General features: G+C 53.0%; 16 protein-coding genes, 1 tRNA gene and 1 rRNA gene. 9 read left to right on the plus strand and 9 right to left on the minus strand.

What is annotated here, in order from left to right:
• Positions 1 to 77: 77 nt before the first annotated feature.
• Complete coding sequence (locus K0H81_RS04770; protein ID WP_220060095.1) at positions 78 to 5,057, minus strand: S8 family serine peptidase; 4,980 nt, start codon at positions 5,055 to 5,057, stop codon at positions 78 to 80.
• 622 nt (positions 5,058 to 5,679) lie between these two features.
• Between K0H81_RS04770 and K0H81_RS04775 the strand changes: the two genes are divergently transcribed.
• A complete protein-coding gene (locus K0H81_RS04775; RefSeq protein WP_220060096.1) occupies positions 5,680 to 6,600 on the plus strand; it encodes a LysR family transcriptional regulator in 921 nt (306 codons plus the stop codon).
• Positions 6,601 to 6,642: 42 nt separating this feature from the next.
• Here K0H81_RS04775 and K0H81_RS04780 read toward each other — a convergent pair whose 3' ends face one another.
• The 4 genes from K0H81_RS04780 to lhpI all read right to left on the minus strand — a co-directional run bounded on the left by K0H81_RS04780 (position 6,643) and on the right by lhpI (position 9,873).
• Positions 6,643 to 7,590, minus strand: coding sequence for a DUF4097 family beta strand repeat-containing protein (locus tag K0H81_RS04780; protein ID WP_220060097.1), 948 nt, complete (start codon positions 7,588 to 7,590; stop codon positions 6,643 to 6,645).
• Complete coding sequence (locus K0H81_RS04785) at positions 7,587 to 8,099, minus strand: hypothetical protein (RefSeq protein WP_220060098.1); 513 nt, start codon at positions 8,097 to 8,099, stop codon at positions 7,587 to 7,589. Before K0H81_RS04785 ends, K0H81_RS04780 begins: the two co-directional genes overlap by 4 nt.
• On the minus strand, positions 8,099 to 8,671 hold the full coding sequence (locus K0H81_RS04790; protein ID WP_434086879.1) for an RNA polymerase sigma factor: 573 nt from the start codon (positions 8,669 to 8,671) through the stop codon (positions 8,099 to 8,101). Before K0H81_RS04790 ends, K0H81_RS04785 begins: the two co-directional genes overlap by 1 nt.
• A gap of 257 nt (positions 8,672 to 8,928) precedes the next feature.
• Complete coding sequence (gene lhpI / locus K0H81_RS04795) at positions 8,929 to 9,873, minus strand: bifunctional Delta(1)-pyrroline-2-carboxylate/Delta(1)-piperideine-2-carboxylate reductase (RefSeq protein ID WP_220060100.1); 945 nt, start codon at positions 9,871 to 9,873, stop codon at positions 8,929 to 8,931.
• Between the two features lie 261 nt (positions 9,874 to 10,134).
• On the opposite strand from lhpI, the gene K0H81_RS04800 reads away from it, so the two are divergent.
• The gene (locus K0H81_RS04800; RefSeq protein ID WP_220060101.1) at positions 10,135 to 11,997 is read left to right on the plus strand and encodes a methyl-accepting chemotaxis protein; all 1,863 of its coding nucleotides are present in this window, start codon (positions 10,135 to 10,137) and stop codon (positions 11,995 to 11,997) included.
• A gap of 132 nt (positions 11,998 to 12,129) precedes the next feature.
• Complete coding sequence (locus tag K0H81_RS04805; RefSeq protein WP_220060102.1) at positions 12,130 to 13,710, plus strand: diguanylate cyclase; 1,581 nt, start codon at positions 12,130 to 12,132, stop codon at positions 13,708 to 13,710.
• A 1-nt stretch (position 13,711) separates the two neighbouring features.
• Here the strand turns inward: K0H81_RS04805 and K0H81_RS04810 are convergent, their stop codons facing one another.
• From K0H81_RS04810 to K0H81_RS04820, 3 genes are all read right to left on the minus strand, one after another.
• The gene (locus K0H81_RS04810; protein ID WP_220060103.1) at positions 13,712 to 15,337 is read right to left on the minus strand and encodes a methyl-accepting chemotaxis protein; all 1,626 of its coding nucleotides are present in this window, start codon (positions 15,335 to 15,337) and stop codon (positions 13,712 to 13,714) included.
• Between the two features lie 155 nt (positions 15,338 to 15,492).
• Positions 15,493 to 15,568: transfer RNA gene (locus K0H81_RS04815), tRNA-Phe, on the minus strand.
• 437 nt (positions 15,569 to 16,005) lie between these two features.
• Positions 16,006 to 16,764: an outer membrane protein assembly factor BamD gene (locus K0H81_RS04820; protein WP_220060104.1), complete on the minus strand. Its 759-nt coding sequence runs from the start codon at positions 16,762 to 16,764 to the stop codon at positions 16,006 to 16,008.
• A 123-nt stretch (positions 16,765 to 16,887) separates the two neighbouring features.
• On the opposite strand from K0H81_RS04820, the gene rluD reads away from it, so the two are divergent.
• The 4 genes from rluD to K0H81_RS04840 all read left to right on the plus strand — a co-directional run bounded on the left by rluD (position 16,888) and on the right by K0H81_RS04840 (position 21,730).
• Entirely contained in the window at positions 16,888 to 17,859 is a 972-nt protein-coding gene (gene rluD / locus K0H81_RS04825) for a 23S rRNA pseudouridine(1911/1915/1917) synthase RluD (RefSeq protein ID WP_144201779.1), read from the plus strand.
• Complete coding sequence (gene pgeF / locus K0H81_RS04830) at positions 17,859 to 18,578, plus strand: peptidoglycan editing factor PgeF (RefSeq protein WP_220060105.1); 720 nt, start codon at positions 17,859 to 17,861, stop codon at positions 18,576 to 18,578. Before rluD ends, pgeF begins: the two co-directional genes overlap by 1 nt.
• 114 nt (positions 18,579 to 18,692) lie before the next feature.
• Complete coding sequence (gene clpB, locus K0H81_RS04835; protein ID WP_220060106.1) at positions 18,693 to 21,266, plus strand: ATP-dependent chaperone ClpB; 2,574 nt, start codon at positions 18,693 to 18,695, stop codon at positions 21,264 to 21,266.
• A gap of 146 nt (positions 21,267 to 21,412) precedes the next feature.
• Positions 21,413 to 21,730, plus strand: coding sequence for a hypothetical protein (locus K0H81_RS04840; RefSeq protein WP_220060107.1), 318 nt, complete (start codon positions 21,413 to 21,415; stop codon positions 21,728 to 21,730).
• A gap of 167 nt (positions 21,731 to 21,897) precedes the next feature.
• On the opposite strand, the gene K0H81_RS04845 is transcribed toward K0H81_RS04840, so the two are convergent.
• Positions 21,898 to 22,341 (minus strand): DUF4124 domain-containing protein, encoded by a 444-nt coding sequence (locus tag K0H81_RS04845; protein ID WP_258406389.1) that lies wholly within the window; start codon positions 22,339 to 22,341, stop codon positions 21,898 to 21,900.
• 133 nt (positions 22,342 to 22,474) lie between these two features.
• On the opposite strand from K0H81_RS04845, the gene pssA reads away from it, so the two are divergent.
• Together pssA and K0H81_RS04855 are read left to right on the plus strand one after the other, a co-directional pair.
• Positions 22,475 to 23,311: a CDP-diacylglycerol--serine O-phosphatidyltransferase gene (gene pssA / locus K0H81_RS04850; protein ID WP_220060109.1), complete on the plus strand. Its 837-nt coding sequence runs from the start codon at positions 22,475 to 22,477 to the stop codon at positions 23,309 to 23,311.
• 799 nt (positions 23,312 to 24,110) lie between these two features.
• Positions 24,111 to 25,653 (plus strand): 16S ribosomal RNA (locus K0H81_RS04855).
• Positions 25,654 to 25,748 lie beyond the last annotated feature (95 nt).

Genomic DNA, 25,748 nt, shown 5'->3' on the forward strand with positions numbered 1-25,748 from the left:
TAAGATGGCATAAAAAAGGGCCCTCAGAGAGGGCCCAATGACAAGGTCTAACTAAATGTTTTACTGCCAGATACTGCTTAGTGCAGCTTACGGCGTCCGGCGATTAGACCCAGTAGGCCCAGTGCCAGGAAGCCAAGGCTACCACCCGAATCAGAGTCACCGCCCTGTTCTGGGGTTTCCGGCGCCGGTGGTGTAGGTTCAACACCGTCTGAGTTCACCGTCAGCATGAAGCTGGTGGAGGCGGCGTCAGATGGGTAGGCCATATCGTGTACGGTTACCGTCACCAGGGTCTCGCCATACCAGTCGGCATCAGGTGTGATACTGAAGCTGTCACCATCAACAGTTGCCGTGATGTGTTCACCCGATACCATGATACCGTTGGCAGTGCCTTTGACATCGTTGTAGGTCACAGTGATGCCTTCCAGCGTGGTGTTCTCTTCCATCATCATGTCGGCAATAGGCGCAACCGAGATGTTAGTGGCGCTCGCCACATGATGGGTGACAGAGACCAGTTCAGAGTCGGCGTACTGGGTATCAACGGTAACGCTGTTATCCTTGCCTACTGCCGAGGCAGAGACTCTCGCGGAGAAGGTCAGTGATACAGCCGATTGCTCTGGACCGCGGTAATCGGCGCAGATCACCATGCCTTCTTTCACCTTGCTGTCGACGTCACGGAAGGCAAAGCCATCGTTTGACCAGCCATGGATTGGGCCGAAGGTGTGGCGTTCACCCCAGTAACCATGTAGGCCGATTGAACCCAGGTTAGAGTTAGCCGACTTCAGGGTGCGATAGGCGAAGATGATCTCAGGTGCCTCTGCCTCAAAGCTAATATCTGTGGCCACTATGGTCTCGATATTATATTGAGCATCTGGATCCGGGTTGTTGGCCCCCACCAGGAAGTTGCTCCACTCTTCACCACCCACCCACTGGAAGATGTAGTGCTTGTTGGTGACCACACCATAGACGGCATCTTGATACTTTAGGGTATCCCAGTTGAACGAGGCCTGAGGCATTCTCACGTCACCACGCCAGAGTGGGGCGATCAGCGTATCAGGGAAGTCCTGGAAGAAGTCGTTAAATGGACGGTCTTGATTCCAGAACATAGGCATAGGATCTAACTGCAGATAGCCGAATGGCGAGATCCCTAAGGTGTCATAGCCATATTCATCCGGATTGGCATATAGAGGGACAGTCGGTAAACCGCTGGCACTTAATGGCAGATAAATTGGACGATTTGAATATCCAGAGATCCCCATGTGGCCGAAACCAGCCGAAGGAATATCGTAGAAGGTCTCGTCTTCGCCATAAGGTACCTTACAGCTGGCATCTGTCTCATTGGTGGTGAAGACATAGTGACGCTTCATCTCACTGGAAGATGGCTGCGTGCTGGCGATGCTGATCAGATTGCCTTCAACGCTGGTGTCTTCGGCATAGGTTCCCATGCCGCCCACTTTCACAGAGTCTGCAAGCAGTACCAAACCATCGGATAGTTGAGCGTTAAGAGTAAACTCGCGTTCGCCGCCTAACAGGTTAGGTGCCAGCTCAACGCTGAAGTCTAGGATGTCACCTTCCTTCGCTGCGGTTTGTGAGGCTTCGATTTGAGTGTCGCTACCCTTATGTTGTAGCTTAACCCCGAAATCACCCAGGTTACTGTCGTTGTAGCTGTCGCTACCTATACTGACAACGCCGTAGTAGACATCGCCTTCTTCTGCGCCAGATAGGTCATGGTTAAGCTTCAGTTGGAAAGGCGTCATGCCATCATTGGTGGCAGGGCCTTCAACCGTCATATTGGCGTGATCGTCCTCACCGACTATACCGAGTCTCAGTTCAAACAGGTCGGCGCTGTTCTTAGCATCTTCCCATTCCCACTTCATGTTTGCGGCGATGGCCCAGTAGCGACCAGGGACAGGGTCGTTGATGGCGCAGAAATCACCGGCATCCGAGTAGGAGTAACAGATGGCTTCATCTGCCCACTGAATGTCGTTATCGCCGTTGATATCCATACCCAGATCCAGAGAGGTAAAGGCGATTCGTGGTGCTTTCAATACTTCCCAGACGATACGCTTGGTGCCTTCGGGGACATCGAAGAAGACAACCTTGGCACCACCGGCCTCAATCTCTTCACGGGTGAATCCCTGAGCATAGTCTCTCACCGTGGCGCTCTTGAGGGCGACATCGTGGTTTTCTGCCTTAGAGAGGCCATAAACATGAGAGTTAAGCTGTTGGATCTCCTTGGTATTTAACATAGGTGTCAGGGTGTGACCCTTGTCTCTATGTATGATGCCAGAGACTTGAGATGGCAGATTGTCGCCCTTGTACACAACCCCCACAGGCAGGTTTTGTGCAGGTTTGCTGGTGTCTGATGGCGTGATAGACACTAAACCGTTGAGCTGGAGCTGCGATGAATCTGCGCGATAGGCCTCAACCTCTAACACCTTGGCGGTTAGGCTGATGGCTTGGGTTTCTCCCGCCTTAAGCGTGAAGGTCTTAGGTGATACCTCCAGCTCTAGCATCGGAGCGCCATCTATGCTTTCTGGGGTTGCATCGACCGTCCAGGTGCCATCTTCCGTCGCGGTGACGATACGCATCCAGCTACAGGTGCCGGCACATTCGGTATTGAAGAAGTATGGCAGGTTCAGGGTATGAATATTGCCACCATTTCTTGGGTTGGCCGCGCGGTAATTGCCCGCGGTTTCATCCAGCAATAGTGTCGCGTTGTTGGCGCGCGATACATTGATCACCCCGCTACCTGCATCGGTCAGGTTTGCCTTCACCACATCATAAGGATAGGCGTCGCGAGAGCGGGTCACGCCATCGATTGAAGCCGTGGTCATCAGCGCCGATTGGATCTGCGCAGGTGTCCAGTCCGGATGCGCCTGAGTTAGCAGTGCCATGGCGCCGGCAACGTGTGGGGCTGCCATAGAGGTACCACTGATGGCCGCATAGTCGGCTGGCATTGCCAGCGCGCTAAAAGGCATCTCATCGGCCCAGGCGGCAAATACGCTTACACCAGGGGCTGCCAGGTTAGGCGTCATCACGTCCGGCACTTGAAGGTTAGGGCCGCGAGAAGAGAAGTTTGCCACATAATCGCTGGTGCCTTGCTTGGTCAGGACTTCTGATGCGGCAATGGTGATCTCATGGTTGCTGCCCGAGGCGAGCCACTGGCTTAGACCGAAATAGCCGTTGTCCCAACCGCCATAGTAGGCTTGATAATCGATGTTGATGCCAGGGATGGCATAAGGATCGTTATGAGTTGGATCTGAGTACTCAGGGTTCCAAAGAACGAAACCGCCGGCACCGCCCGCCTGCACGTTGGTGGCCTTCTCGACGCGAGGGATCTCGCCGCGCTTACAGACGACGATTGGCGCCTTGCTGTAGGCATTGCCCTGAGGGTCGAGATCGAAGAAACCGGCCGGGAAGGGCTCGTTACACATCTCATACTCGCTGCCGTAGGCCTTAGCCTCGACAATTGGACCTGTGTAGGCATCGGTGATCCCCGAGCCGACCAAGTCACTTAATGGCTGATCGCCGCCCGTGGCATTGGTCAGCATCTTACCTTCGACAGCGATCTCACGGCCGTGTGTGGTCGCCGCGACAGAGGTGAGCCAAGGTGATAGATGGTCGATCGCGCCGCGCGCCTGATTGCCATATTCTGGCATATAGGAGTTACCGGCAGAGGCCGACACTGAGATGCCCGCTTCACGAGCGGCCAGGAAGCCTAGCTCCATAGGATCGTCCCAAGGGAAAGAGCCGTAGGTCTTACCGATAGAGTAGTTGATCACATCCACGCCATCGGCAATGGCATCATCGATAGCCGCGAGTAGGGCCGAGCCCAAGCAACCACCAAAGCTCTCGCCATAGCTGCCATCTCCAGGGTAACAGACTTGATACATGATGACGTTAGCGCGCGGTGCGACACCCGAAATGCGTGGGAATTTCAGGCCTGTTGGCACACCGTCTCCGACTTCACCCGGCAGCGGTACTACATGGTCTACGTCTAGCAGTACGTTACCAGCGGCAGTAGATGAGGTATGTGAGCCGTGACCGTTGTAGTCCTCACCGTTTTGTGGGCGCTTAGGCTCTTCAATCCGCCAAGCTGGGATACCTGGCTGGAAGGCTGGGTCTAGGTAGGTATCTGTGATCTCCTCGTAAGATCGCACCCCGATCAGCTTGTCATTACACATGCTGGCAAATTCAGCCTTCTCACAGTCACCCAGATAGTGGCTGTAACGCGCAGGCATCTGGTGCACATAGCCATCACCGGCGACGGCAGCAAATGAAGGATGGTCTGTGTTGATCCCCGTATCCAACACACCGACCACTATGCCTTCACCCATATACTTGTCATCGGCCGTGGTGCCTGTCCAGATACCGTCGGCGCCTATGTGTTGTGGCCCGACATCTGTGTGTAGCTGATAGGTCTGTTCCAGCGTGACGTTACGTACACCTGGTAGCGCCGCAACGCGCGCCGCCTGGTCTTGGGTCATGCGCATCGCCATACCGTTGAAGGCGAGTTGGTAGCGCTTCTTAACATCCAGCTTACCACCAACCGAGCTGGCCATCTGGGCTAAGACTTCATCTTGCTTATTGGTGAGATAGTCGCTGTAGCGCTTGACCGCGCGGCTATTCATGTCCACCTTGTTGTGACTGCGGGCATTGAGCATCACGGGCACTGTGCTCATGCTCGGAGAGGTGGCCGCCAGGCTAGGGAGGTCGCCGCGATAGAGTGAAACCGGCTTGTCGCTGAGCTCGACAATATAGGTCTGCTCGCCTGTGATGCCCGCTTCATATTTAAAAGGCACCTTGTTGTCTTTGCTGGTTGCGATGGCACGGTGCACGTTTTTGGTCGAGACCGCGCGTGTGTTTTGTTGATTGTCGGCCTGGGTACCATTACGGCGTTTACCGTTATACAGGTCTTCGTTGTATTGGATGATGGCATCGGTAATTTCGATGGCACGCATCTCATGGTTATTAGCATTGCTCGAAGCGGCTGCACCGCCGACGCCAGCGGCATAGATGGCCGCCATCGTCATGAGACTAACTTTCTTCAGTTTCATGGGTTGTTCCCTTTTCTTTTTATAGGTAACGCCGAGGCGTCGATGTAAAAGTAAGGCACTCGTACAACTATCGATTGTTAATGAGTTGGTGATAAAGACGCCAATGCGTAAAAGCTATAGGGCTATAGCTGCCATGCATTCATGGTTAAGCAATTGGTAATATTGTTAAGGGATGAGGAAGTACGCTGGCTGAAGTTTTTGGCGATATTGGATTGTTTTGTTGGTGATAAATTTGGTTTCGCGTCCATTTATTGAAGAATAATGCTAAAAATGACGGCTTTGTTTGTAGATCAAATATGTGGTCGTTTTTAGCGCGCTTGTAGCATTTGGTCGCATTCTGATACAAATTGTTAAAACTTTGTTGCTTGGTGATTGGGCGATTTTCAGTTCGAGTGGCGTCGACTGAAATTTGACATAATTGATTGATATTATTTATTTTAATGTCATCTGCTTACCTTGCTGCTTCGCTACCTCTTGCTCGCTTTGTGCGAGAAACATCGCCTAGTGTCGGGTGCCTGCTATGTCTTTATGAAGTGGTAAATGATAGAAATGTTATCTCGCATGACGCTGGGTCGTGCGTAGATATTTTACCTGATTATCTGGCAGACCTATGGGCTAACCGATGGAACTAAGACACCTACGACACTTTATCGCGCTGGCGAGGCTAAAGAGTTTTAGCAAGGCTGCCAATGAGCTGCATCTGGCTCAACCCTCTCTATCGCGCAGTATTCAGAAGATGGAGGAGCGTCTAGGGGCCAGTCTGCTGGCCAGAGATGAGAAGCAGTTCGCCTTAACCGAATATGGTCAGATGGTGTTAGCCCAAGGCGAGCAGATCGTCAGTCAGCTCGAATATCTTGAGTCTGAGATCAAGAGTCGTCAGGGCATAGCGCAGAAGCGCCTGGTTATCGGCGCCAGCCCCATCCCACTGAACAGCATCATAGGCCCGGCATTGGGGGGCTTTATTCGAGATAATCCTCAGGTGTTGATCGAGCTGAAAGTGGAGAGCTGGAGCCGCCTCTACAAGATGTTGCTTAAGGGGCAGCTGGATCTGTTTATCGCCGAAACCAATGCCACCTTGCTTGACCAGCGCGATAATATCGAGACATGTCGTCTACCCCAGTCAAATGCCATATTTTGTTGTCGCCGCGAACATCCGTTGGCGCAGCTTGATCGTGTCTATCTGCCGAGCCTGAGGGATTATCCCTTGGGAGTGCCAAGAGCCTTTCCCGATCGCCTGAGAGAACAGTTTGATGATCTGTTTGATGAAGATCGCCACGACTACGCCGGTTTATTGAAATATGATCAGTTTCAGCCGATCAAGGCGTCGCTGCAAGGATGTGACCTTGTAGTCTTGACGCCGGACATCTCGGTGCAGGCCGAACTCGCCTCGGGTGACTTGGTGGCGCTAGAGGTGGTGGGTATGCCAGATATTCGCGCCAACTTTAGTGTGGTCTCGATGAAGAATCGTCGTCTCAGCCAGGGGGCCGAGGAATTTATTCAGGCCTTGTTTGCCGGAAATCTGGATAGGGCGAGTGGGTTTTAACGGCCAACCCAGGTTGGGTTGGGTTGGCCTTGGCCGTTGAGCCTAGTTTGACCTGAGGTTGATATCGCCGCTGATGGTCCCTATCAGTATATCGGCGCTGCCTTTGCCCATCTGGAATTGTAGCGAGCTGCCTGGGCCATACTTAGGTCGCTTCGGCTTATCTTGTGTCAGGCGATTGTCTATGTCACCGCTTGGGCCGCCGTCGATGGCGAAGGTGGCATCCAGGTTTGCCGGTAGGCTGAAGCTGATATCGCCGCTGACGCTGTCCAGGCTGGCCTTGGTGGCCAGGGCGGAAACCGACAGGTTGAGGTCGCCGCTGACGCTCTGGGCTTTTAGTCGGTCCACTTTATCTAAAGTTACCTTGGCATCTCCCGATACCAGCTCGATGGAGACCTGGTCGGCGCTGCTGTCGGCCTCCAGCTTACCGCTTACCAGGGTGTAGCTGATCTTGCCCAGGCTTTGTTTGTCTTTGATGTTGCCAGATACTGTCTCCAGCTTGAGCTTACCTTCAAGTTTCTGGCTGACAATGTTGCCCGAGACGGTATTGATGTTCACCTGCTCGGTGAGATCTTCGGCCTTGATGTCGCCGCTGACGGTCTGCACATTGATGTCACCGGCAAGCTTACTCACTCTGTAATTGGCCGAGACCCCTTCGCCGCTGAGCTTGAGCTTTGCCGGCACCTTGATGGTCAGGCGTGAGCCCTCCTTGTTGCTACCCGAGTAGTGGCGGGGCAGTTTATCTTCGATGGAGATAGTGCCGGACTTTTGCTCTACGGTGAGGCCTTCGCTCAGCTCATCTAAGGTACCCGTGATGGAGATGGCGTCCTGATCCCAGGAGAGGATCTCGACTTCGCCGCGCTGCACCTCCAGGTTCAGGCGCAGGTCCCCTTCGACTTCGATGCGTTTATCCACGCTCTGCGCCGCCAGCACAGATTGGCTTAATAAGATAAAAGGCAATACCAGGGCGGTGGTTTTTAGTTGTATTTTCATATCATCTCTCCTGTGGTATCTCGATCGACAGGGAGTTTCTGCCCCTGTTTGATTAATTCAATCTCGCGTTGCTGGGTCCATAGCCAAAGCTGCCACAGCTGTTTGTCAGTCGGGTTGAGCTTTAGCGCCTCATAGATCTCTTTGGCGGCGGTTCTTAGCTGTTCTATCCCTTGTTCGACCGGCTGGCTGTAAGGGCTGCTGCGCCAATCGACTCGCTTGGTCAGGCTTAGCGCATCGACGCTCGCCTTATGCTGGGCCTGAATGGCGGCCAGGGTCTGGATGAGAGCGTCGTTCTCGGCATATGGCATTGTTGGCCCAAGGCTCAACTTGCCGACCAGCAGCGCCAGCAACAGGGTGCTGGCTATCGCCATGGGACGCCAGTAGCTGCGGGGGCTATCCTTAGGCGCATCGAGGCGAAGTTCGACCCCTTGCCAGAGATCCCGCTCTGGCGTCATCTCCCTCGGCGTCTCTTCGAGGAGACGCTTGAGCGTATCTGCCTTGTCGACCATTAGATCATCTCCTGCAGTAGTTTCTTGGCCCTGTGGTACTGCGCCTTGCTGGTGCCGGGGGCTATATTGAGGCGCTTGGCGATCTCGTCATGCTGATATCCCTCCAGAGCGTAGAGGACGAAGACGATACGGGCGCGCTCCGGTAGACGCATCAGCAACTTGTCCACTCCCTGGTAGTCGAAGTCGATGGCAGCTGCGTGAGTCTCTTCGCTCGGCATAAACCTTGCCCAGAAGCTCTTATGCTTCTTGATGCAGCTCAGCGCCTGATTCACCGTTAGGCTGTGGAGCCAGGTGGTAAATTGGCTCTTGCCATCGAACAGGGGCAGCTTCTGCCAGAGGCGCACAAAGGTTTCCTGGGTGGCTTCTTCTGCCAGCTCGGTCTGGCCGGCCAGACGAAAACAGAGGGCGTAGACACGTCTGTGATGCTGATCGTAGAGTTGCCTAAATGCCGTCTTGTCTCCCTGCTTGGCGCGCTGCACCAATACGGCATCGAGGAGCTGGTGAGCATCATCTGGACTCGTGAGTGCGCTCAAATCTGTCTTCCCTGTGAGTGAACAATACCTATTAGACATAGGCAGCGATTGAAATGGTTTAAAGCGAAATGAAAAAAAGTGTTGGCTTAAGGTATATCAGCAAGATTCGAATGCCAACCTGGTGGGAAAAGCAGAGTTTTAAGAGACAGAAACATTCAAAGCGATGAAAGAAGCCGACATTGAAGAACCCGTCATTGAAGGAGCGAATGTCGTAGAAGGTAAAGAAAACAGGGCGGCTTAGCTGTACTAGATGAGCTGTACTAGCTTAGCCGCCCTATGATGTGATCTTATAAGCACTAGGCCTGTTTTTCGTATACCAGCTGGGCACCCACCAGATCCGCAAGCGCGGTGCCGACCGATTTAAATAGGGTAATGCCTTGCTCGTCTTGGCGACCAGCTATGTCACCGCGACAAAGATCCGCGAGTTCGCCCTTGACCTGGGACAGCTCAAACACGCCTTCCGACACAGGGATCAGCAGCTCGCCTGCTTCGGCGAAGACATTGACCTTGGCATCCACATAAACCTCGGCCTTGACGACCAGCTCGCTGTCGCATTCGCGTCTGTCATGATTGTGGTTGCCCACCAAGTCCACATGGGTGCCGGGCGCTACCCAGGCGGAATCGAAGAGTGGCGCTGGTGCCCCGGTGGCGCAGCTGATGATGTCGGCCGCAGCGACGGCCTTTGGAAGATCCTCACAGGCCTTCACCTCTATCAGCGGCGCGGCGGCCTGGATAGCGCTGATGGTCTTATCTACCTTATCCGGCGAGCGGCCCCATACGGTTATGGTGTCCAGCTGTCTCACGCTGGCGTGCGCCAGTGCCATGAAGGTCGCTAGCCTGCCTGTACCGAACAGTAGCAGATGTTTGGCATCAGACCGTGACAGATACTGGCTCGCCAGCGCCGAGATTGCGGCTGTGCGCCAGTAGGTGACGCTGGTGCCATCGATAAGGGCCTGGGGCTCACCGGTTTCGCGGTTAAAGATCAAAATCTTGGAGTAGAGGCTCTCCAGCTCGGGAGACTTCTTGGGGTTGCCGGGAAAATAGGTAAAGGCCTTCACCGCTATGGTCTTTTGGTTCCAGGCCGGCAATAGGGCAAAGGCATCGCTGTGGCTGCTGTCGTCTAACGGAAAGACCTGGCGCTGAGGCATACCCGCGGGCAGGGCAAAGGTGTTTCTTAAGGCGGCGATTAGGCTGGGGAAGTCCAGTGCCTGGTTCACCGTGTCGGCATCGATAACTTGCATATTACCTCCTGTTTATTTTGGGATATTGTATGCAATTGGTGGTTGAATTGAAAGCTGGGCCGTATACTTAAAGTTGATGGTGGATTTTTTTTAGTCAATCGAGCTCGGCAAGCGGCTGAATTATTAATAATTCATTAAAGATGAATGTATGTAAGTCGATAGTTACTATACTCAATATTGGAATCAAATTTGGCATTCCAAGGTGTTAATTGTCGTTGAAGACAAGTAAAGCAATCACTTCAACAAAAAGGATCTCCCCCTATGCTCATTCGTCACAAATTACTCGTTAGCGCAGCAGTGTCTATCTGTTCTGTGATAGCGATGTTTGGCTTGCAGCGCTTTTCGGCGGCAAAGCTGGATGATTTGTCCCATGCTGCACAACAAGTTATCGAACTTGAAAAGGATGTTTTGAGTTTACGTCGAGATGAAAAAGACTTCTTTGCCCGTTTGGACTTGGCTTATCTGGATAAACACAAGGCGCAGGCGAGAGAATTAGACGAGAAGATGGCCGGCTTGGCGACTATCTTCGAGCGTAACGACATTGCACAGAGTGATCTGCAGGCCTTTAGGCAGAACCTGACCCGTTACGAATCTACCTTTGCCGAGATTGCCGAGCTGCAGAAGCAGATTGGTTTGCATCCCAAGGATGGCCTCTATGGTGCGCTGCGCAGTGCGGTACATAACGTAGAGACCCTGGTGAGGGAGAAGAACGAGCCCGAGCTGATGGTGACCATGTTGCAACTGCGCCGCAACGAAAAGGATTTTATGCTCAGGCGCGCCATGAGTTATCTGGATAAGTTTAATGGCAACTTGGCGCTGCTGAGACAGCAAGTTTCTGGCGCCATGCTCAGCGATTCGGTCAAGGGTGAGCTTAATGCCCTGATCGACGATTATGAGAAGAACTTCAAGGCTCTGGTCAGCAAAGAGCAGGAGCTGGGACTGGATAAAGACAGTGGCAGCATGGCGAGCCTGCGAGACAGTATTTCCTCGGCGGAGAAGTCCTTGGTGCAGCTTAAGGCACAATCCATGGACGCGATTAGCGATGCTGAGAGCGCAACTGTTACCATCAGTATCGTTGTTTTTATCCTAATTACTCTGGTTTTAATCGGTTTCACTCTGGCGATCATTCGTAGCATCATGGAGCCTGTGCAGCGGATCAGCGATGCGATCTCCCGTATCGAGGCGACCAAAGATCTGACCCTGAGATGTGACACTAAGGTGGATGATGAAATCGGCCAGATAGCCCGTCATTTTAATAGCATGGTGGAGTCGTTTCAGTCGCTGATCCGAGAGGTGCTGACCTCGGTCGAGGTGGTGAATCACTCCTGTCAGGAGCTGTCGGAGAACTCGATGCGTGCATCGGAAGGGGTAGGACGCCAGCTTAACGAAACCGACATGGTGGCAACTGCGATCACCGAGATGGGCGCGACCATAGATGAGATCGCCAGCAATACCGAGCTGGCGGCGGAGCGGGCCGGTAATACCCATGACAATGCTCAGCAAGGCCAGGTTGGGGTTGAGCACACCATAGAGAAGATCCAGGCGTTGGCGGCTCAGCTCACCGATTCGGCCCAAGTGGTCTCCGAGCTTGAGAAAGATAGTGAGACTATAGGCAGCGTGCTGGACGTGATTCGTGGCATCGCAGAGCAGACCAATCTACTGGCACTAAATGCCGCCATCGAGGCCGCCAGGGCCGGTGAGCAGGGCAGAGGCTTTGCCGTGGTCGCCGACGAGGTGAGAAGTCTGGCGATGCGTACCCAGGAGTCGACCGAGGAGATCGCCGGTATCATTCAGACGCTGCAGTCTCGTACCCGCTCTATCGTGCAGCTGATGGAAGCGACCCAAAGGCAAGGCATTGAGAGTGCCGATCAGGCGGCGAGTGCCGGCGCCCTGCTGGAGCAGATCAACGCCGATGTCACCAACATCATGGACATGAGTACGCAAATCGCTGCGGCCATCGAGGAGCAGAGCATGGTAGCCTCCGAGGTGAACAAGAATGTGGTGGTGATCCGCGACATCGCCGCCGAGTCTGCCCAGGCGGCGGATGAAAATGCCAAGGCCTCTGACGATGTGAAGGCGCGCACCCAGGTGCTCTATCAGGCGGTGAGTCTGTTTAAGATTTAGGCGGTTGATTTAGAAAGGGGGCTTAGGCCCCTTTTTTTTTGAAATTTATTTGTGAAATGCTGGGTTTATACTCAAATTCTGTCGCCGGGTCGACTAAGCTAGTCTAGAGTGCAGGACAAAAGAGAGTGGTCGATGCGATTAAATCACTTCCTAAATATTTTAGCCCTAGGGCTCTTGCTGCTGTCGTTTCTGACCGCAAGCGGCATCTATTACCTTATCTACCTGCCAAGAATTGAAGAGCAAGTGATCTCAAGGCAAGACAGAGATCTGCAGGCGGTCCAAAAGGGGATCGCCTACGCCCAAAAAAACCTGGACACCCTCTGCTACGACTACGCCATCTGGGATGATATGGTGAGCTTTGTCGATAATGTATCGCCTGAGTTTGTGACCAAAAACCTCTACGATAATGCCTTCGAGGCGGCCAATATCGATGGTTTCTATGTGTTTAACCGCCAAAATCAGCTGGTGTGGCATTATCGAAGTGGCGCCGATTTTAGCTCCCAGCAGCTGCCCTTAGGCAAGGTTGCTGTGGCGGGCAAGGTCCTCCCCTCAAAGGCGGAGATGAAGGCGGGGAAGCCTTCGGTGCGCAGCGGCCTGCTGCGCATGGGATCTAGGGTGGTCTATTTCAGCAATGTCACCGTTTTGCCCAGTAACGGCGAGGGACAGGTGGCGGGTAGCTTGTTGACCGTACGAAACGTAAGTCAGGCGATTCACGAGGAGATAGAGCAGTTTAGCCTGATCAAGTTCGATCTCGAGGTGTTGGCTAAGCCAGCGCTTTCCGGTGAGACCTCGCTGGGCTTTCGAGAGACACCTAAGGTGGATGAGATCTCTGCGGAGCATTCTTGGTACCTGCATGATGCGCTCAATGTCCCTTCGCTCAAAATCACTGTGATCCACGACCGTAACCTTATCCCCTCTATCTTTACCGTAGAGTCGATCCTGATGTTTTTAAGCGTCCTGGTGATGTCCTACATCGCCATCGTTCCCTTCTCGGCGCTGGTGGTCCGGCCGCTACGGATTGCCAACGCCGTGCTGGATAAGATGGCCCACAGAGGCGTATTACTTACCATGCCTACGGGCTGGGCGATCACCGAGGTGGCTAAGCTGACCGAGTCTTTCAATCTGGTCGTGGAGAAGCTACAGCGGCATCAAAACTATCTGGAATCTCTCTCTTTTAACGACCCCCTTACAGGCATCGCCAATCGCCGCAGCCTGGAGGTGTTCGCCGAGCGCGCCCATAAGCAGTGGCGCGAGGGCAAGGGGGCGATTGGCTTCATCATGCTGGATATCGATTTCTTTAAGCCCTATAACGATACGGTTGGGCATCAGAGTGGTGACCAGGCCTTGATCAAGGTAGCCCAGGCTCTGATGCTTGAGTGTCGTCGCCGGGGCGAGCTAGTTACCCGCTATGGCGGTGAAGAGTTTTGTGTGGTGATCCATGGCGATAACCTGGCGCAGATGGAGTTGCTGGCCAGGCGCATGCTGCAAAGGGTGCGGGATCTCAACATCTATCATCAAGCCTCGCCCTATGAGATCATCACCGTCAGCATGGGCGCCGTGCTCTATGACGGATACCACCCCGAGTTTGCCGATGACGACTGGCAGCAGATGGTCAAGTTGGCCGACGAGCAGCTCTATCAGGCTAAAGAGAGCGGGCGAAATAACCTGCAGATACTGCATCGCAAGGTGAGCCCGCTCTTCGTGGTCGGCTGAGTCAGAGCCTGAAGGTGGTGACCTGTTGCCGCATCGAGTCGGCCAGGGAAGTGAGCTGGGCGATGGAGTGACCCAGCTCCAAGGCGGATTCGGTGGATTGGCTGGCGATATCGCTAATGGCGATGATGCTGCGGTTAATGCTCTCGGCGACACTGCTCTGCTCCTCTGCCGCCGTGGCGATATGGGTGTTCATCTCTGTGATGTTGTCGACCGAGGCGACTATCTCCTGCAACGCTTCCCCCGCCTTGTTGGTCTGTTGATTAGCATCATCCACCTGTTTAATGCCCACATCCATGGCGGTGACCGCCTCGTTCACCCCACTCTGAAGCGTCTCTATCATGGTCTCGATCTCCTGGGTCGCCTCCTGGGTGCGCTGGGCGAGGGAGCGAACTTCGTCGGCGACCACGGCAAATCCGCGCCCCTGCTCACCGGCCCTGGCGGCCTCGATGGCGGCGTTGAGCGCCAGCAGGTTGGTCTGCTCGGCAATCCCCTTGATGACGCTCAGTACGCTGCCGATATGTTGGCTTTCGTGGGACAGGTGGGTGATCACCTCTGAGGTGCTCTGGATCTGCATCGACAGCGCCTGCATGCTGCTAATCGACAGCTGGACGATATCATTGCCGTTGGCGGCGAATCTGTCGGCATTTCTGGCTGAGTCAGCGGCGGCCGTGGTGCTTTGCGCCACCTCATTGACCGTTGCCGTCATCTCATTCATGGCTGTGGCGGTCTGCTCTGTCTCCGCCTGCTGCTGTTGAATGCGGGCATTGGAGATCTGGGTGAACTCGTTGAGGGCTAACGCCGAGTCACTGACGCTGTTGGCTGCCTCGGCTACCCCTTTGAGGATGCCTCGCAAGTGGCGAAAGACATCATTGAGCCCGGTGGAGATCAGCCCCAGCTCGTCTTTATTCAGTTGCTCGAAGGTGACCGTAAGATCTGAGTCCTGCTGTATGGTATGTAGCTGAGTGCGTATGTGGTTGATGGGTTTCATTACGCTGCGGTTAATCCAGATGCCGAGCACTATACTGGCAATGGCGGCCACTAGGGTGATGAGTATAAAGAGGGAGATAGAGGACTCGTAGATCTCGGCGACCCTGTCTTTCTCCTCGCCGGCGACTTTGAGCTGCAGGCTGATGAGCTCGGCAATGGTGCCGCTGATGGGATCGATCACTCGGTAGAGTGGGATTATCTCCTCCCGCAACTGACCGGCAATATTACCTGACTTACTACCGAGCAGCTGTTCCAGATGGGTGATACGTTGGTTGGCCGGAACAAACAGGCGTTCGGCCTCATCGACCAGACGTTTCTCATCCCTGGTGAGTTCGGTGGCGACGTATTGGCGCCATTTGCTGTCTATGTTGTTGCTTGCTTCCTGCAGGGCTTGTTTGGCCTGTTCGGCGCTGAATTCACCGGCATTGGCCTTGTTGATGGCGTCGATAACAAATACCGCGTAATCATCGGCAATCACCTTGAGATCTTCTAGCGGAACGACTCTGTCGTTATAGATGGTGACGACACCTTTCTCGATATTATTCATCATGTTGATTGCTAAGATGCAGATACAGATGAGGAGCGAGAGGGGCAGTAAGATGCCGAAAGCCATCTTGTGCTTGATTTGAATATTGTTCATATAGATACCCAAATGAAGAGGTAAATAGCAGAAAGCTAAAACTTATGACGTATCTATAGGTATAGCAAAAGATTGAAATGGGTAAGATGAATAGAAACAAAAAAGCCTCGCAGTGCGAGGCTTTTTTGTGTGGTGCGCTAGGCACCCTCAGAATATGGTGCCCGAACCCGGAATCGAACCAGGGACACGAGGATTTTCAATCCTCTGCTCTACCGACTGAGCTATTCGGGCGACGGGGTGCATTAAAAGGCTTTTGCGCATTTGAGTCAACACATTTTTGCAAAAACTTTGTTTATCTCGCTTGTTTGGATAACTTTTGCCCGAAACGTCGATTTTTAGATCAAATGTCGTTGTCGGGCCTCTGGGAGGAGCGTGAAAGGATGTGGGCTGTGGGGAGGTTCTTGGTCGCGCATCTCGACAAAATCTGACATTCTTTTAGGCAGAATGTATGGTTATTTCGGTAATAACGGGCAAGGTGTTAGCGACGGCTAAGGTGCACTGGCAATTTATGCCGATAGTTGGGCCATGTGGTGGGAAAGAGGCTGGATGACGAGTGAGCATGCGAGGGACTAAGATTTCAGTTAAAAGGCTCCCGAGACAAACAGATCAAAAAAAAGCCCCGCAGTTGCGGGGCCTCTTAAATCAATTAATGCCTTGGATTGCCAGGCTTACTTGAGCATATTGTTGTTAGGGAAGTTACTTTGCATCACCATGAGTACGTGATCTTTTAGCTTCTGTTGGCCGAGTTCCTCGTAGGCGGTTGCCATGATCTCTAGGGCGCGCTCGGTCGAAGGTGTACCAGGATAGGTTTCCAGCACTGTCTGGGCACGCACAGCGGCTGCGCTCCAGGCATTCATCTTGATGTAGTATTCCGCAACCGTGACGGCGTACTTGGCCAGACGGTTTTTCAAGAACTGCATGCGTTTTTGCGCATCGGCGGCATATTTGCTGTTAGGATACTGCTTAATCAAACGATCGAAGTCTTTGAAGGCGTCCTGGGCAGCCTTGGGATCTCGGTCGGTTCTGTCGATGTTGAGCATGTCGTGGAACATATAGTTGTCCGACTGCATGTTCACCAGACCACGCATATAGTAGACATAATCGATATCTTTATGTGTGGGGTTAAGGCGAATGAAGCGATCGATATTGGCAATACCCGACGCTGAATCATCCAGTTTGTAGTATGCGTAGATCAGGTCTAATTGTACCTGAGTCTTGTGTGGACCGAAGGGATAGCGAGAGTCTAGTGCTTCCAAAGAGCGCACCGCTTTACTATAGTTGCCCAACTCCATCGAGGTTCTGGCTTGAGAATAGAGGACTTCGGGGGAAGATTTACTCAGCTCAATATCATCTTCTGGTTTACTACTACACGCCGCTAAGGCCAATGACAACAAGGCGATAGCTGCGCCTTTAGCAAAATTATGCATACTTGAATTCGATTCTTTGTAAGTTGTTGTTTAAGAATTTTTCCATTTCACGATAAAATAGAAACAATACGATTGTAACAGATAGCACTTTAATTTGGACCCCAAAACGCGGGTACGGTTCCTATGACACAAGAGATTAATCTAAAAAGCGAGATCACAGCAACACAAACCGGGCAGAGATTAGACCAAACTCTGGCCGAGTTGTTCCCTGATTACTCCCGTACACGTATTAAAGAGTGGATACAGGCTGGTGCCGTCTACGTCGATGGTATGGTGCAGACTAAGCCGAGAGAAAAGGTGCTCGAAGGCCAGGAAATTGAGATCGAAGCGACTCTCAAAGAGGAGATCAAGGCCGAGGCCCAGGCGATCGATCTGGATATCGTCTATGAAGATGACCATATTATCGTGATCAACAAACAGGCGGGCCTGGTGGTACATCCGGGAGCGGGAAATAGCGACGGCACTCTGATGAATGCACTGCTGCACCATTGTCCTGAGATCGAACTCGTCCCCAGGGCGGGTATCGTGCATCGTCTCGATAAGGACACCACGGGCTTGATGGTGGTGGCCAAGACGGTCGAGGCGCAGACCCATCTGGTTGCAGCCCTGCAGGCCCGCGAGATCACCCGTGAGTATGAGGCGATCGTGAGTGGCACCATGACGGCCGGCGGCGTGGTAGATGAGCCAATTGCCCGTCACCCGACCAAGCGTACCCATATGGCGGTGCATCATAGTGGTCGCCCCTCTGTGACCCACTACCGTGTGGCAGAGAAGTTCCGCGCCCATACCCGTCTGCGTCTGCGTCTGGAAACCGGCCGTACCCACCAGATCAGGGTGCACATGGCGCACATAGGTCATATCTTAGTGGGGGATCCCGTCTATGGCGGTCGTCCTCGTCCACCGAAGAAGGCGACACCTGAACTGATGGAGGCACTGAACGGCTTTAAGCGTCAGGCGCTACACGCGGTGCGCCTCGAGCTGGCACACCCCTTCACCTGCGAGATCATGAGCTGGCAGGCGCCTATCCCAGAAGATATGGTGGCCTTGACCCGCGCCCTGCGCGACGACACCAAGGCTCATCCGGCGGAATATTAATGCTGCCTCAAGACTGGTTCATTCCCCCTGGCGTGAAGTTGGCATTTAGCCGGCGTCAGGGCGGTGTGAGTCAGGCTCCCTTCGATAGTCTAAATCTTGGCGACCATGTTGGCGACGTTCCCGAGTATGTGCGGCAAAATCGTCTGCTTGTGGCCCAGGCCTTAGGCTTGTCAGGCGAACCTGCCTGGCTGGAGCAGATCCATGGTATTGAGCTGGTGAATCTGGATCAGGACACAAACCGTGTTGCCGATGGCAGTCTCTGCCGAAGTGGCGAGCATGTGTGTGTGGTGATGACTGCCGACTGCCTGCCTGTGCTTATCTGCGATCGCGCGGCGACTCAGGTGGCGGCGGTGCATGCCGGTTGGCGCGGTTTATGTAACGGCATTGTCGAGGCGGCTATCGCTGAGTTTGATGCGCCCGCCGAAGAGTTACTTATCTATCTTGGCCCCTGTATCGGCCCCAAGGCCTTCGAAGTTGGGGCGGAAGTCAGGGTGCAGTTTATCGCCCAGCATGCTGAAACTTATGCCTTTTTTACACCTAGAGGCGATAAGTTTTTAGCCGATCTGCAAGGGATAGCCCGTTATCGGGCCGAGCGTCTCGGCATCGCTTCCGTCTATCAACTGCCTCACTGCACCTACAGCATGAGCGCAGATTATTTCTCCTACCGCCGCGAGGCAAAAACTGGGCGCATGGCCTCATTTATCTGGCTGGAAAAATAGAGCAAATTTCAAGCAATTTTTTCCTTGTTGCTTGAATCCTCCTAAAAAGTCCCCATTTATACTGGTAACAAAGCACTGAAGGTTTCCTTCATTCGTTAATTTTTAGGAGGCTGTATGCGACTCGATCGTATGACGAACAAATTCCAGATAGCAATCTCCGATGCTCAGTCATTAGCGTTGGGGCGTGACCATCAGTTTATTGAGCCGATCCATCTGATGATGGCGCTGCTTAATCAAGATGGTGGCTCAATTCATCCACTGCTGACCCAGGCCGGGATCTCGGTAAGCACCCTGCGTTCCGCCTTGAGCCAGGAGCTTGAACGATTACCGCAAATTGAGGGCACGGGCGGCGATGTCCAGCTCTCGCAGGCACTGATTCGCCTGCTGAACCTGTGTGACAAGCTGGCGCAAAAGCGTAAAGACAAATATATCTCAAGCGAGCTCTTTGTGTTGGCGGCACTCGAAGGTAGCGACGCCTTGGCGCAATGTCTGAAGAAGTCTGGCGCTACCAAGGAGCTGCTGGAGAAGACAATCGAAGAGGTGCGTCTTGGCAAGAATATCGATGACCCTAACGCCGAAGATCAGCGCCAGGCGCTGAAGAAGTTTACCGTGGATCTTACCGAGCGCGCCGAGCAGGGCAAGTTAGACCCTGTGATTGGCCGTGACGATGAGATCCGCCGTACCATTCAGGTGCTGCAACGCCGCAGTAAGAATAACCCTGTGCTCATCGGTGAGCCGGGTGTGGGTAAGACGGCCATCGTCGAAGGGCTGGCCCAACGCATCATCAATGGCGAGGTGCCTGAGGGGATCAAGAATAAGCGCGTCTTGTCACTCGACTTGGGTTCCCTGGTGGCTGGGGCCAAGTATCGCGGTGAATTCGAGGAACGCCTCAAGGCGGTGCTCAACGAACTGGCTCAGGAAGAGGGCCAGGTGATCCTCTTTATCGACGAGCTGCACACCATGGTGGGCGCCGGTAAGAGCGATGGCGCCATGGATGCGGGTAACATGCTCAAGCCTGCTCTGGCCAGGGGCGATCTGCACTGCGTCGGCGCGACAACTCTAGACGAGTACCGTCAATATATCGAGAAAGATGCCGCCCTCGAGCGACGTTTTCAGAAGGTGCTGGTGGATGAGCCGAGTGTCGAAGACACTATCGCCATCCTGCGCGGCCTGAAAGAGCGTTATGAGCTGCACCACCATGTGGAGATCACAGATCCCGCTATCGTGGCGGCGGCCAGTATGTCGCATCGTTACATCTCAGACAGGAAGCTGCCCGATAAGGCGATCGATCTTATCGATGAGGCGGCGTCCAGTATTCGTATGCAGATAGACTCTAAGCCAGAGCCGCTGGATAGATTAGAGCGCCGCACCATACAGCTTAAGCTGGAGGAACAGGCCCTGAGCAAGGAGAGTGACGAAGCGAGTCTGCGTCGACTCAGTACCTTGCGTAGCGAGCTTGCCGAGGTCGAGGCCAAGGCGGCGGAGCTGAACGAGGTATGGCATACCGAGAAGGCGGCGCTGGCGGGCACTCAGCATATCAAGGCGGATCTCGAGCAGGCCCGTATGGATCTCGAGGTAGCCAGACGCGCAGGGGATCTGACCCGCATGTCCGAGCTCCAATATGGTCGTATCCCAGAGTTGGAGAAACAGCTGGATCTGGCCGCTCAGGCCGAGATGCAGGATATGACGCTGCTGCGTAACAAGGTTTCCGACGTCGAGATCGCCGAGGTACTGTCTAAGGCGACCGGTATCCCTGTATCTAAGATGCTCGAAGGGGAGAAAGAGAAGCTGCTGCATATGGAAGAGGCGCTGCATACCCGCGTGATTGGTCAGAATGAGGCCGTGGATGCGGTGGCCAACGCCATTCGCCGTAGCCGCGCTGGCCTTGCGGATCCCAATCGTCCTATCGGCTCCTTCCTCTTCCTAGGTCCTACCGGTGTGGGTAAGACTGAACTGTGTAAGTCGCTGGCGAAGTTCCTGTTTGATACCGAAGCGGCTATGGTGCGTATCGATATGTCCGAGTTTATGGAGAAGCATTCGGTATCGCGTCTGGTAGGGGCACCTCCAGGTTATGTGGGCTATGAGGAGGGCGGTTATCTCACCGAGGCGGTGAGACGTAAGCCTTATTCGGTGATCCTGCTCGACGAGGTGGAAAAGGCGCATCCCGATGTGTTTAACATACTGTTGCAGGTGCTGGACGATGGTCGTCTGACCGATGGTCAGGGACGCACGGTCGATTTTCGAAATACCGTGGTAATTATGACCTCTAACCTGGGCTCCGATGTGATTCAGGAGCGTTTTGGTATCGCCAGTTATGCCGAGATGAAGAGCGAGGTGATGAATGTGGTGACTCACAGTTTCAGACCCGAGTTCCTCAATCGAATCGATGAAAGCGTGGTCTTCCATCCGCTTGAGTCTGAACATATCGCCCATATCGCGCAGATCCAGATAGATAATCTGAAGGCGCGACTAGCGGAGAAAGACTTTGAGCTTGAGGTGAGTGATGATGCCTTAGCCTTAATTGCTCAGGCCGGATTCGATCCCGTCTATGGTGCAAGGCCGCTGAAACGCGCGCTGCAGCAAGAGGTGGAAAATCCACTGGCTCAGAAACTCTTGAGTGGTGAGCTGTTACCTGGCACGCCAATCAAGGTCGATGCCGCGGGTGGCGAACTCGCCTTCCATCAATAAGCCTTAGTCTTATGCAAGAAGCCCAAACTTAGGTTTGGGCTTTTTTTATCGCTGGCATCAGATTGCATTTGGTTATTATTTGCACTAGTTTGCAAAGGGCGAGATCTCTTCCTAATTTAAGTTTTTATACTGTGAAGGAGTACTGGATGAAAGCAAGGTTAGCAGTTATAGCATCTCTGGCCGTGTTGATGACGGCATGTAGCTCAGCACCAGAGCAAAGCAGTGGCCCGGCCTTTGTCGGCGTCGGCAGCGTCGACTATGACAGCCTCTATCACTATGGCTACAACACAGGTTGCCGCAGCGCCGGTTACCTGAAGCAAAACCCGGGCGCCGATACCTTAGAAGGAATGAAAGATAAGGTGTTGGATGGATTGACTGAGTTTGATAAAGGCTGGAACGCCGGCAGTCAGGCCTGTCAGGATGGGGTGAGCCGTTCTATGTATACGGTGAAAGCGAGCGGCTAGATTAGGTCGGCAAAGCCTAGTAGGACGATAAACCTAAAAACAAGAAGCGACAACCAGATTCATTTTGGTTGTTGCTTCTCTATTTCTCTACTTTCCTACTTCTCTGTTTGGAGGAGTAGCAGCCAGAAGGACTGTTTATATTAGAAGAGGAGTTTAGATTAGCTGAGCTATTTGTCGCAGAAGAGCTTGATACGCTGTTTCTGCGCGGCGATCTCTGATTGCCTGTCTTCCTCTGTCATACGCACCATTTCACCATTTTCTTCATTCTTACGTGTCAGGCGAGTATGTGTCTCGAGCACACTTAATTGATGCTTGGCATTTTCGCAGATGGCCTTGGCCTGCGCCTTATCTTTCTCATTGATCGCCTCGGCGGCTAATGCGGCCTCGCTCTTCTGCTCGACCTGTTTTTCCGTGACCTTAGGGGCGGTGAAACCAACCTTCTTCTGTTCGATATCTTCGCTATAGAGCTTTTCTGTCTTTGCCTCGGGGGGCTTTTCCTGACTGTAGTGGGTGATACCGTTTTCATCCACCCACTTATAGATGGTCGTTGCAAATGCTGGGGCGCAAAGGAATAGGCTTAACAGTGCGCTGAGATAAAATTTTCCGGTCATCATAGTATCCATATCTAGGCCGGGAGAGAGTGCAGGGGTGACTCATCTGCCAACAATTAGAGGTCCGTATAAAAAGTGAGCTTAAATCTGTGTTATCTTTTTATTTTATCAAGATAACCTTGCTCCTTATTATATGCAAAATTTAAACAAAGAGACGGTGAAGAACCGCGGTATCTACCTTTTACCCAACCTGTTTACTACGGCGGGATTGTTTTCCGGCTTTTATGCGGTGATCGCCTCCATGAATGGTCATTTCGAGGCGGCAGCCATTGCCATTTTCGTCGCCATGATCTTCGATGGCCTCGATGGCCGTGTCGCCAGGATGACCAATACCCAGAGTGCATTCGGCGCCGAATATGACAGCATGGCCGATATGGTCTCCTTCGGGGTGGCCCCGGCGTTGATCGCCTATAACTGGGCCTTGGCCGATCTTGGCAAGGTAGGTTGGTTGGCGGCATTTATCTATTGTGCCGGAGCCGCGCTCAGGCTTGCACGCTTTAATACCCAAGTTGGTGTCGCCGATAAGCGTTATTTTCAAGGCTTGGCAAGCCCGGCCGCTGCGGCGATTATTGCCGGCGCCATCTGGACTGGCACCTATTATGAGATAGAAGGCCAGCAGGTCAGCATACTGGCGCTGTTAATGACAGCTGGTGCCGGTCTCTTGATGGTGAGTAACTTCCGCTACTACTCCTTCAAAGACTATGACTGGCGCGGCCGGGTTAACTTTATGGTGATCCTGGCGCTGGTGGGTTTGTTTGTGGTGGTCTCGGTTCAACCTGCAACTATCCTGTTTATCGTCTTTAGTCTCTATGCTCTCTCCGGTCCCATCTACACCATACGCACGGTGAAGAAGTTAAAGGTGAGCCATGTGGTGGGTGATGAGAACGAAACCGATATAGATATTGCTCAAGAGACTGATGAATCCAAACCAACTGAGCAAGATGATTCAGATACTAATAAGAAGCAGTAACACTTAAGCTTATATTCTAAGCCTATACCTATTATATAGGCGACAAGATAAGGCGACACTGAGATAAGACGACACTGAGATAAGGCGACAAAAGCACAGATGCTATAAGGGCTAAATAAGCCAGCAGGACAGCCTTGCAATCGGGCTGCTCAAATTTTTGGCAGAGTCGAATTTTTTGTGCCAAACTTATTTTCCGGTTTCAAACAAGCGAGTCACCCAATCGACAGTTTGTGGTGTCGTCGTTACTTGCATGTTGCCTTTGTGTGTGGCTTTTCGCTGGGCCTATCTCGTTTTGCGTGTTTTTTGTTCGATCGATATCTTTCGTTAAAAAAGCCCTTGCGCAAAAGATTTGGCTTCCTATAATGCGCTCCCACTGACACGGCAAACGGCGCTACTTACCAAGTGAGTAGTTAACGAATGTCGAGTCAAGGTGATAAGCGGTTCGAGTTTTTAAGTCGGTAGTTACAGCGCGAAAGCACAGTAATTAACCACTTAAAAATCTTTTGAAAAAAAGCGCTTGACGCCGACAGGGAGAAGCGTAGAATACGCAGCCCTAGCCCGCTGGAGTCCAGTATGAGGCAGACGTTCTTTAACAAGATAAAACAAGAAATCTGTGTGGACACTCACAGGTATTGAGTTAATCGAAAACGATTTAAATCTCAATGCATGATTGACTAAATCTAGTTTCACTAGAGATAGTGAGTGTTCATAGCAATATGTACAAACATGTAGATGATTCTTCCGAGTCATTTATGTGAATCAGAATTCATTGAGTCGGACTTAGGTCCACAAAAACTTTTAATTGAAGAGTTTGATCATGGCTCAGATTGAACGCTGGCGGCAGGCCTAACACATGCAAGTCGAGCGGTAACAGGAAGTAGCTTGCTACTTTGCTGACGAGCGGCGGACGGGTGAGTAATGCCTAGGGAACTGCCCAGTCGAGGGGGATAACAGTTGGAAATGACTGCTAATACCGCATACGCCCTACGGGGGAAAAGAGGGGATCTTCGGACCTTCTGCGATTGGATGTACCTAGGTGGGATTAGCTAGTAGGTGAGGTAATGGCTCACCTAGGCGACGATCCCTAGCTGTTCTGAGAGGATGATCAGCCACACTGGGACTGAGACACGGCCCAGACTCCTACGGGAGGCAGCAGTGGGGAATATTGCACAATGGGCGCAAGCCTGATGCAGCCATGCCGCGTGTGTGAAGAAGGCCTTCGGGTTGTAAAGCACTTTCAGCGAGGAGGAAAGGTTAACGGTTAATACCCGTTAGCTGTGACGTTACTCGCAGAAGAAGCACCGGCTAACTTCGTGCCAGCAGCCGCGGTAATACGAGGGGTGCAAGCGTTAATCGGAATTACTGGGCGTAAAGCGTACGCAGGCGGTTGATTAAGCGAGATGTGAAAGCCCCGGGCTTAACCTGGGAACTGCATTTCGAACTGGTCAACTAGAGTCTTGTAGAGGGGGGTAGAATTTCAGGTGTAGCGGTGAAATGCGTAGAGATCTGAAGGAATACCGGTGGCGAAGGCGGCCCCCTGGACAAAGACTGACGCTCAGGTACGAAAGCGTGGGGAGCAAACAGGATTAGATACCCTGGTAGTCCACGCCGTAAACGATGTCTACTCGGAATTTGGTGTCTTGAACACTGGGTTCTCAAGCTAACGCATTAAGTAGACCGCCTGGGGAGTACGGCCGCAAGGTTAAAACTCAAATGAATTGACGGGGGCCCGCACAAGCGGTGGAGCATGTGGTTTAATTCGATGCAACGCGAAGAACCTTACCTACTCTTGACATCCAGAGAACTTTCCAGAGATGGATTGGTGCCTTCGGGAACTCTGAGACAGGTGCTGCATGGCTGTCGTCAGCTCGTGTTGTGAAATGTTGGGTTAAGTCCCGCAACGAGCGCAACCCTTATCCTTACTTGCCAGCGGGTAATGCCGGGAACTTTAGGGAGACTGCCGGTGATAAACCGGAGGAAGGTGGGGACGACGTCAAGTCATCATGGCCCTTACGAGTAGGGCTACACACGTGCTACAATGGTCGGTACAGAGGGTTGCGAAGCCGCGAGGTGGAGCTAATCTCACAAAGCCGGTCGTAGTCCGGATTGGAGTCTGCAACTCGACTCCATGAAGTCGGAATCGCTAGTAATCGTGGATCAGAATGCCACGGTGAATACGTTCCCGGGCCTTGTACACACCGCCCGTCACACCATGGGAGTGGGCTGCACCAGAAGTAGATAGCTTAACCTTCGGGAGGGCGTTTACCACGGTGTGGTTCATGACTGGGGTGAAGTCGTAACAAGGTAGCCCTAGGGGAACCTGGGGCTGGATCACCTCCTTACCTATACGATTGACTGATATTTGTTGAGTGTTCACACAGATAACTTGTTCTTGTTAGAACGAGTGGCACGTCCGTGCGGCGATGCTTGTTCTTTA

Source organism: Shewanella halotolerans, from assembly GCF_019457535.1.
GTDB lineage: Bacteria > Pseudomonadota > Gammaproteobacteria > Enterobacterales > Shewanellaceae > Shewanella > Shewanella halotolerans.